This window comes from Granulicatella balaenopterae (assembly GCF_900111135.1).
GTDB classification, from domain to species: domain Bacteria; phylum Bacillota; class Bacilli; order Lactobacillales; family Aerococcaceae; genus Granulicatella; species Granulicatella balaenopterae.
Map to the genome: position 1 here is coordinate 1 of NZ_FOGF01000056.1, position 8,658 is coordinate 8,658.

Genomic DNA, 8,658 nt, shown 5'->3' on the forward strand with positions numbered 1-8,658 from the left:
TCATGTGGTGGAAGAAGTTGCCCAAGAAGAGGATGATGAATTGAAGGTTCCACTGATTAATTGGGTGTAGGGAATTGCTTGAATCGTTAGTTTTTACAGTTTTGGGCAAAGCTTTTGCTTGAATCGCTAGTTTTTACAGTTTTGGGCAAGTTTTTTTGCAGAAATGAAGTATTTTAACAAATGATTGATGAAGAGAGAAAAAAATTTCACTTCCAGGTTTTAATAGTTGACGCGTCAATTATTAAGGAGTATATTGTATTTATTCAAGAAAGCTTGATGAACAGTGATAAAGAAAAGAGGAATTTTTATGTATCTTGCAGTAAAAGAAATGAAGAAAAACAAAGGTCGTTTTGCAATGATTATTGCGATAATATTATTAATTAGTTATCTCGTATTTTTCCTTTCAGCATTAGCAGATGGATTATCCAATGATAAAGTGTCAGCGATTAATTTATGGGATAGTCAATATGTTGTGCTTGAAAAAGATGCTAATAAAAATATTATGCAATCACAAGTGCCATTAGAAGAACAAGAACAATTCAAAGCAGGTGATCCACAACCTTTAGCGATTATGCGTCAATCAGCTTTTATCAATGAGCAAAAATCAGTAGATGACTTGAAAAATATTGTGGTGATGGGCATGCCAACTGATAGCACAATCTTCCCAGAATTAATCGATGGTACACTACCAAAAAATGCCGAAGAAGTTGTGATTACTAAAGATTTAGTCGATGAAGAAAATATGAAAATTGGTGATGAAATCCATCTAGCAAAAGGCGATGAAGTCTATCATGTCACAGGGATCACTCCTGCAGCAAAATACGGAAATACACCAGTTATCTATGGTAATTTAGACTTAACGAATCAATTAACTCATCAAAGTAATAATGTGAATGCTTTCGTCTTAATGAACCAAGAAAAACCAGCTAATGATGTTGATTACCAAGTCTTAGGCATGAAAGAATTTATTCAAAAATTACCTGGTTATAAAGCCGAACAAATGACTTTTACAATGATGATTAGCTTTTTAATTGTGATTTCTGCGATTATTTTAGGTGTATTCATCTTCATTATGACCTTACAAAAGAAAACAACTTTTGGCATTATGAAAATTCAAGGTATCTCAAGTAGCTATATCGGCAAATCTGTCATGATGCAAACTCTTGTAACAGCTATTATTGGTGTCTTATCAGGAATGATATTGACTTTAGTAACTGGCATGGCGTTACCAGTCGCTGTACCATTTAAAGCAAATCCGCTAAATTTTGCAGTAATGGCCGTGATCATGGTTGTTATTTCATTGGCGGGAGCGCTATTTTCAATGAGAAATGTCGCAAAAATTGATCCAATTAAAACATTAGGATAGGGGGAAATATGATGAGTGTTGTAAAATTTGAGCAAGTATCTAAAGATTATTCAGATGGGGTAGAAGTGATTCACGCTTTGCAACCAGCAACTTTTGAGATTAATCAAGGAGAATTAGTCGCCGTTATCGGTCCAAGTGGTTCAGGAAAAAGTACCATGCTAACGTTGATGGGTGGCTTACAAGAACCAACTGGCGGTAAAATCTATTTTCAAGACAAAGATTTCGCCACAATGAGTAAAAAAGAACAAATTAAGATGCGCTTCACTAATATTGGCTTTATTCTACAAGCTTCGAATCTCGTTCCTTATCTAAGCGTGCAAGACCAATTTTTATTTTTGGATAAATATGCCGGCAAAACAACTAATAACAAAAAATTAGCAGAATTAATGGATTATATGGATATTAAAAAACGCAAAGACTTATATCCAAGCGAATTGTCAGGAGGGGAACGTCAACGTGTGGCAATCGCCAGAGCCATCTATAATGAACCAAGCTTGATTTTGGCGGATGAACCAACTGCCAGTCTAGATACCCAAAAAGCGATGAAAGTCGTTGCCCTATTACAAAAATTAACCCATGAAAGTAATCGTGCCACAGTTATGGTGACTCACGATGAACGCCTAATTGATTATTGTGATCGCGTCTTCCGCATTATTGACGGCAAATTAAGTGAAGTTACTAACGAATATAAAGATTAAAGTGTATAATGAAAAGTAAAATAGCTAGCTAATTGATTTTGGCTAGTTTTTTATTATAAAAATAGGTAGGAGATGAAACTTATGATTAAACAAGTATTAGGATTAATAGGAATTGCTGTATTTGCAGTAGGCTGTCAATCGCAAGAAGTCAATCATGAACAATCTACTTCAGAGACAGAAGCAGTCACCCAAGCAACAGACAACGACCCTGAGACGAACTTTTTAATCTTTTTTGAAGATAAATTAGGCTATGACGCAAATGAATTAAGTGATAAGGAGTATCAACAATTACTAACTACCTTTGAAAAAGTGGACCAATTAAATCAAGATGACCCAAGCCAATCTTTGGAGGCTTTACAATTAGAAGCAACTGCCTATCAATCTTTGCGTGAAAAAGGTTATCAAATTCCCATGATGAGCTTAGTGGATGTAGCTGAAAGTTTTCAAAAGGAATTATCCACGCAAGATTATCAACTATTATTAGAATCTGCAGTAAAAGATGAAAGTCAGATGACTGATGAAGAATATGCGACAATGATTGAACAAATTGATCAAATCATCAAACCATTTGGCCTAAGCGCAACGGAAATTCTTGATAAGACTGGTGGCGAGGATTTGCAATTAGCGCTCTATCGTGTAGAAGCTGGGCAATTAGTTAAAGAAAATCTTGATACCATTGCAAATACAACACCAGATGATGCAATTGAAGAAGAAGACCAAGCTATTTGGCAGACCGTATCAAAACTTTATCCAGCAGAGTATCTTGCGATGATCACTCGTTTTGAAGTTGCAACAGATGGTTATGATGGTAGTCTAGCGTATGTGTATAGTTTGAATAATAAAGATTTCACGCTATCGGTTGATAATTGTGATTTGTATGGCGAAAATGGCGAGCTAACAGAAGATGCAAAATGGACCTTAATACATGAATTAGGACACATTATTTCCATGAATGAAAGTCAAATGGCACAAAAGCAAGCAGATGAATCAGACTATCAAGTAGAAGAAGGAACATTCGCTAAGGAGTCATATTTGGCGGTGTATTATGATGAATTCTGGCGCAATATGAATCAAAAAGATGAAGAAGATGAATCCCAAGTCACTAAACGCTATGAAGATAATCCAGATAGCTTTATTAGTGAATATGCAGCAACTAATCCCGTTGAAGACTTTGCTGAAACATTTGCCGCATTCGTTACAAAAGACAAACCGAGCGGCACAACCATACTTGACCAAAAAATCCAATTCTTCTATCGCTATCCGAAGTTAGAAAAGATTCGCCAAGAATTGCGAGACAATCTAAACAAATTGGGATAGATCTTGAGCAGATAAATTGCCAAGAAGGACATAAAAAATGTATAATTGACACGTCAACTAATAAGGGGAGGAGATTGTATGGAATTAAAAGAATTTAGTAATATGCTCCAAAAAATGCGTCGAATTGAATATAAACTATCCAAAAAATTTGAGCAAAGTACTGGATTTAGTTTAACAAGACATGAAATATTGCTTTATATTGCGACTCATGAACAAGTTGTGCAAACGGAAATCGCCGCACATCTAGATATTGATCCAGCAGCGGTTACTCGTCAGTTAAAATATTTAGAAAAAAATAATTATGTAACCCGTAAAAAAAATGATGAAAATGCTCGTGAAAGAATTGTATCACTAACAGATTATGCTAAAGAAACAATGCAAAAATGTCATGAAAAGCATAAAATTGACGATTACACATTACCTGTTAATCTAACGAAAGAAGAAGTCCAAAATTTTATGCAACAATTAAATACTATCGAAGAAAAAATAGATTACTAAACTACACAAAAAAGCTAAAAACTAGCAGAGTTCTTGATAGATAAAAGAAGATAAAAAGATTACGAATGAATACCTGAATAGTTGTGATTGTACTGTGAGTTTTCAGGAAATTAAAAGAATATGGGAGAAAATAATGAAAAATAATGAAAAATAATGATTTTAAAGATGTCGTCTTCAACCGCCGCTCAGTAAAGGAATTTGATACTAATGTAAAAATTAGTCACGAAGAAATGTTAGAAATGATCCAAGAAGCAACTAAAGCACCATCATCTATTAATATGCAACCATGGCGCTTTGTTGTTGTTGAATCAGAAGAAGAAAAAGCAAAGTTACGCCCTCTAATCCGCTTTAACACAAGACAAAATGATACATCAGCAGCTATGGTATTATTCTTCGGTGATATGCAATGTCATGAACATGCAGAAGAAATCTATGGAGAAGCAGTTGAACGAGGAATCATGCCACAAGAAGTAAAAGATAATTTATTAGGGATGTTTGTACCAAGTTATCAAAATGCTTCAAAACAACATATGAATGATATCGTAAAAATTGATTCAAGTCTTGCAGCTATGCAATTTATGTTGGTAGCTAGAGCACATGGCTATGAAACCAATCCAATTGGTGGATTTGAAGAAGACCAATTAGCTGAAGCATTCGGATTGGATCCGGAACGTTATGTACCAGTTTTAATTGTTGCAATTGGGAAAGGTGATTATACAAGTCACGATACTGTTCGCTTTAATGCCGAAAAAATTACAACATTTAAATAATAAAATAACTAAAAAAATGGTGGAAATAGACTGATCCTACAAAAAACTAAAAGTGAAACATCTAAAATAATATAAATAAATCAAACTTTTATCAGAGAAAAAACATTTTGTAACCGCTTTTTAAAAAGACCACTAAAAAGATATGGATATGCTACAATTGATATACCAAATGAATATTTTAGGAGGATATTATAATGGGGCTTTTTTCTAGTAAAGAAGTAAAAAGATTTGAAACAATTCATGAAGAACACGAATTCGATCAAGACATTCGCATCTTCCGTGATCGCATGACGGGTGTTAACTATTTAGCTGTTAATTCAGGAGTAGGATTTGCGATGACACCATTATTAGACAGCGAAAGAAAAGTCGTTGTCACCGAAGAAACAACAGAATGACATCAATGACAAAAGGCAGCTATAGCAAATGCATATGGTTGCCTTTTTGTGTGGAGAAATAGGGGGAATGTAGTTTAATAGGTCACCTAATTTTCAAAAATGTAGTAACTAGTCATCGTTTTATGAAATGATATAACTTATTATTTGCCGGATTTTCATTTTTACAAAATTTAGAAAAATAATGAAAATGATATATCTTTTATCTGAGCTATTGCATCCATATATCTTATATGTTATTCTTCTTATAGAAAGCGCTTTCCAGTTTTAATATCGACTGTATATATCGTAAATATATTGTTTTTAGGCGAAATAGTGGATGTTTAGTTATAGTAGATGTATTACTATTTTTTAGTAAGGCAGACTACATTTCTTTGAAGTACTATGGGGTTGTTAAGTATAATTATTTTTATTATTATAATTACCTTGTTAAATGTTATATCTTATTGTGTGCAATTTACTATTTTACTTTATAATTAGATAGAATATATTTGGATAATCAGGAGGTTCTACAATTGATTCGGTCTTTTGTGAGGGCTTTTTATTTTTGACAAAAAGTTCTGGCAAATGATTGGTTATGTTAGTGTTAGGGTTATTTTACTATAAGGAGGATCTATTTTATGAAAAATAAGAAAAGTTTTCGCAAGTATGGTGTAACTTGTTTATGTGTTTTTGCAGGTGTATCATTGTCAACCAATGCTTTTGGAAATGTTGTTTTTGCGACAGAATTTGTGGCTCCGAATGTTGTTAATAATACGTCAATGCAATCAGAACTTAAGAATACAATTGAAAATCAACCTATTTCATCTTATTGGTATCCTGATACTTTATTAAAATGGAGTGCTGAAATGGATGAGGATGCTGTCTTTAATAAGAGTCTTATTACTTTAGCTAAGCGTGTCGATAAGGATAAGTTAGTAACGGTAAATGATACGCAAAATAAAGATGTAAAAGTTGTGGCTATTTCGATTATGAATGCTAATACGAGTGGTAATCCTTCGCAAGGTTCGAATAAGTTTAGTGCTAATACTTTTTCATATTGGCAATATATTGATACGTTAGTTTATTGGGGTGGTTCTGCTGGTGAAGGGTTGATTGTTCCTCCAAGCCCGGATGTAACGGATGCAGCTCATAGAAATGGTGTTCCAGTATTAGGTACGATATTTTTCCCACAAACAGAACATGGCGGGAAGATGGAGTGGTTGAATACTTTCCTTCAAAAAGATAATCAAGGCAATTTTCCAATGGTTGATAAATTGATTGAAGTTTTAGAGGCGTATCATTTTGATGGTTGGTTTATCAATCAAGAGACTCAAGGGACTGAAAAAGATCCTTTGACGGTTGAACATGCGCAATTAATGCAAGAATTCATCAAGCAATTTAAGACAAAAGTGGGCGATAAATACCAAATGATGTGGTACGACTCAATGACGAAAGAAGGTAAGATGCATTGGCAAAATGCCTTAACTGATAAGAATGATTATTTCTTAATAGATGATGCTAAAAATCCAGTTGCTGATAGTATGTTCTTGAATTTTGGTTGGATTTATAATGCATATAAAGATTTAGACTTATTAAATGCTTCTAATCAAAAAGCTAAGGAATTAGGAATTAATCCATATGATTTATATGCTGGAATTGATGTGCAAGCAAATGGTTATAATACGGGGGTTAGATGGACACATTTCCAACGTGATGACCAAGTGCCATTTACGTCATTAGGATTATATTGTCCAAGTTGGACTTATTTTAATGCAAGTACTCCTACAGAATTCCAAGATAATGAGGCAAGATTATGGGTTAATGAATTTGCGGATCCTACTAAGAAGACTCAAGCGCAAGGTTATGAATGGCGTGGGATTTCAACTTATGCTGTTGAGAAGAGTGCGGTGACAACTCTTCCATTTGTGACGAACTTCAGCTTAGGAAATGGTTATGATTTTTATCGTTATGGTCAAAAGGTTTCAACGCAAGATTGGAATAATAGAAGTTTGAATGATATTATGCCGACTTATCGCTGGATGATTAAGCAACAAGAGGGCACTGAGTTGTTAGCAGCGATTGATTATACGACTGCTTATTACGCAGGTAATTCGATCAAATTAAGTGGTGTTTTAGCTAAAGATGCTCCAGCAACTATTAAATTATACCAAGCGGATGTGACAATTCCGGTGGGTGCTGTCTATAAGACGACTGCTAAAGCGACTTCCCAAGTACAACTGGATTTAGTCTTAACGTTTGATGATGGCGAAGAAGCTATTATTTCAGGTAATCAAGTGCTAGGTAATGATTGGACAACTGTAAATTATGATATAAGTGCCTATGTTGGTAAAGCAATTCAAACAATTGCCTATCAAATTACTGGCAGTCAAGATGTGGATGATTTCACAGCGAATATGGGTAATATCACACTTGAAGTGCCAGGATCAAGTTCGCTTGTGAATACAGAAAATCTTAAAGTGGCGGATGTTGACTTTAAAGATGGCATTTATGCGGGTGTACGTTTGGCGTGGAATAGCGCAGATTCAGATGTTCAACATTTTGAAATTTATCGTGTGATGGCAGATGGTTCGAAAGTCTTATTAGGTGCGACTCCGAATACTCATTTCTATGTGAGTGGTTTACGACGCGCTAATAAAGAAACGACTACTAAATTTGAAGTTGTGGCAGTGAATAAAGAATACAAACGAGGATCAGCTAGTACGATTGAAATGGTTTGGCCAGAATATCCAGCGCCGACTCCTAACTTCATAGTATCGAATACAATGATTGCGCCAGGAGAATCAGTAACCTTTACAAATATGAGTTCAGAAGTTACCGAAGAAGTTGAGTGGTATTTCCCTGGAGCGACAGTTGAGACTACTACCGAAGAAAATCCGTCTGTAACTTACGAAAAAGAGGGTGTCTATCCGGTTACTTTGGTCGCTAAAAATACATCAGGCGCAAATTTTGAAGTGAAAAAAGAATTGATTACCGTCACAAAAGAGGCTTCAAAAGGCTTAGAAAACTTATCGCAAGGCAAAACAGCGGTTGCTTCAAGTTATGTAAATGATAACGAGGCACCACAATTCGCATTAGATGGCAATGTGAAAACAAAATGGTGTGCTGTGGGAGATGCTCCACATTCATTAACCATTGATTTAGGCGATGTGAGAACAATAGGGGAATTAGAAATCGCGCATGCGGAAGCTGGCGGTGAAAGTAGTGGTATGAATAGTAAAGAATATACGCTGGAAGTAAGTATGGATGGCAAAAATTTTACTGAAGTCTTGCATGTAACTGACAATACAAGAGCGACTAGTCAAGATGCTATCCCAGTAATTAAAGCAAAATACGTACGTCTAACCCTTGTAAAACCTACTCAAGGCGCCGATCAAGCAGCAAGAATTTATGAAGTGCGTGTTAATGGGGTTAATAATGACATCACATTACCAGAAGTGGTTGAACCAGTTATCCCACAACTTCCAGAAATACCAGACATAGATGGCGGTGATGATACAATAACGCCGAAACCAGAACCAGAAAAACCAAGCAAACAAAGAGGTTGGATTAAAGAAAATGGCAACTGGTTTTACTACAAAGAAGATGGCCAAAAAGCAATTGGCTGGCTACCAGAA

The 8,658-nt window shown here is 35.0% G+C and carries 7 protein-coding genes; all 7 read left to right on the plus strand.

The features are described 5' to 3' along the window. Nucleotides 1–307: 307 nt before the first annotated feature. Complete coding sequence (locus BMX09_RS09205; RefSeq protein WP_089747945.1) at nucleotides 308–1,366, plus strand: ABC transporter permease; 1,059 nt, start codon at nucleotides 308–310, stop codon at nucleotides 1,364–1,366. Nucleotides 1,367–1,377: 11 nt separating this feature from the next. Next, a complete protein-coding gene (locus BMX09_RS09210; protein WP_089747946.1) occupies nucleotides 1,378–2,064 on the plus strand; it encodes an ABC transporter ATP-binding protein in 687 nt (228 codons plus the stop codon). Nucleotides 2,065–2,145: 81 nt separating this feature from the next. Further along, nucleotides 2,146–3,381, plus strand: a complete 1,236-nt coding sequence (locus BMX09_RS09215; RefSeq protein WP_089747948.1) for a putative zinc-binding metallopeptidase — start codon at nucleotides 2,146–2,148, stop codon at nucleotides 3,379–3,381. 78 nt (nucleotides 3,382–3,459) lie between these two features. Beyond that, nucleotides 3,460–3,879, plus strand: a complete 420-nt coding sequence (locus BMX09_RS09220; RefSeq protein WP_089747950.1) for a MarR family winged helix-turn-helix transcriptional regulator — start codon at nucleotides 3,460–3,462, stop codon at nucleotides 3,877–3,879. A 143-nt stretch (nucleotides 3,880–4,022) separates the two neighbouring features. Continuing rightward, nucleotides 4,023–4,649, plus strand: a complete 627-nt coding sequence (locus tag BMX09_RS09225) for a nitroreductase family protein (protein WP_089747952.1) — start codon at nucleotides 4,023–4,025, stop codon at nucleotides 4,647–4,649. 194 nt (nucleotides 4,650–4,843) lie between these two features. Continuing rightward, nucleotides 4,844–5,044 (plus strand): DUF6440 family protein, encoded by a 201-nt coding sequence (locus tag BMX09_RS09230; RefSeq protein WP_089747954.1) that lies wholly within the window; start codon nucleotides 4,844–4,846, stop codon nucleotides 5,042–5,044. Between the two features lie 617 nt (nucleotides 5,045–5,661). Then, nucleotides 5,662–8,658 (plus strand): endo-beta-N-acetylglucosaminidase (locus tag BMX09_RS09235; RefSeq protein WP_089747956.1); only part of this gene is annotated, 2,997 nt, incomplete at its 3' end.

Bases quoted from the DNA above. Each gene is read 5' to 3' on its own strand.
- BMX09_RS09220 (WP_089747950.1), top strand. From the start codon at position 3,460: ATGGAATTAAAAGAATTTAGTAATATGCTCCAAAAAATGCGTCGAATT.
- BMX09_RS09225 (WP_089747952.1), top strand. From the start codon at position 4,023: ATGAAAAATAATGATTTTAAAGATGTCGTCTTCAACCGCCGCTCAGTA.
- BMX09_RS09230 (WP_089747954.1), top strand. From the start codon at position 4,844: ATGGGGCTTTTTTCTAGTAAAGAAGTAAAAAGATTTGAAACAATTCAT.
- BMX09_RS09215 (WP_089747948.1), top strand. From the start codon at position 2,146: ATGATTAAACAAGTATTAGGATTAATAGGAATTGCTGTATTTGCAGTA.
- BMX09_RS09205 (WP_089747945.1), top strand. From the start codon at position 308: ATGTATCTTGCAGTAAAAGAAATGAAGAAAAACAAAGGTCGTTTTGCA.
- BMX09_RS09210 (WP_089747946.1), top strand. From the start codon at position 1,378: ATGAGTGTTGTAAAATTTGAGCAAGTATCTAAAGATTATTCAGATGGG.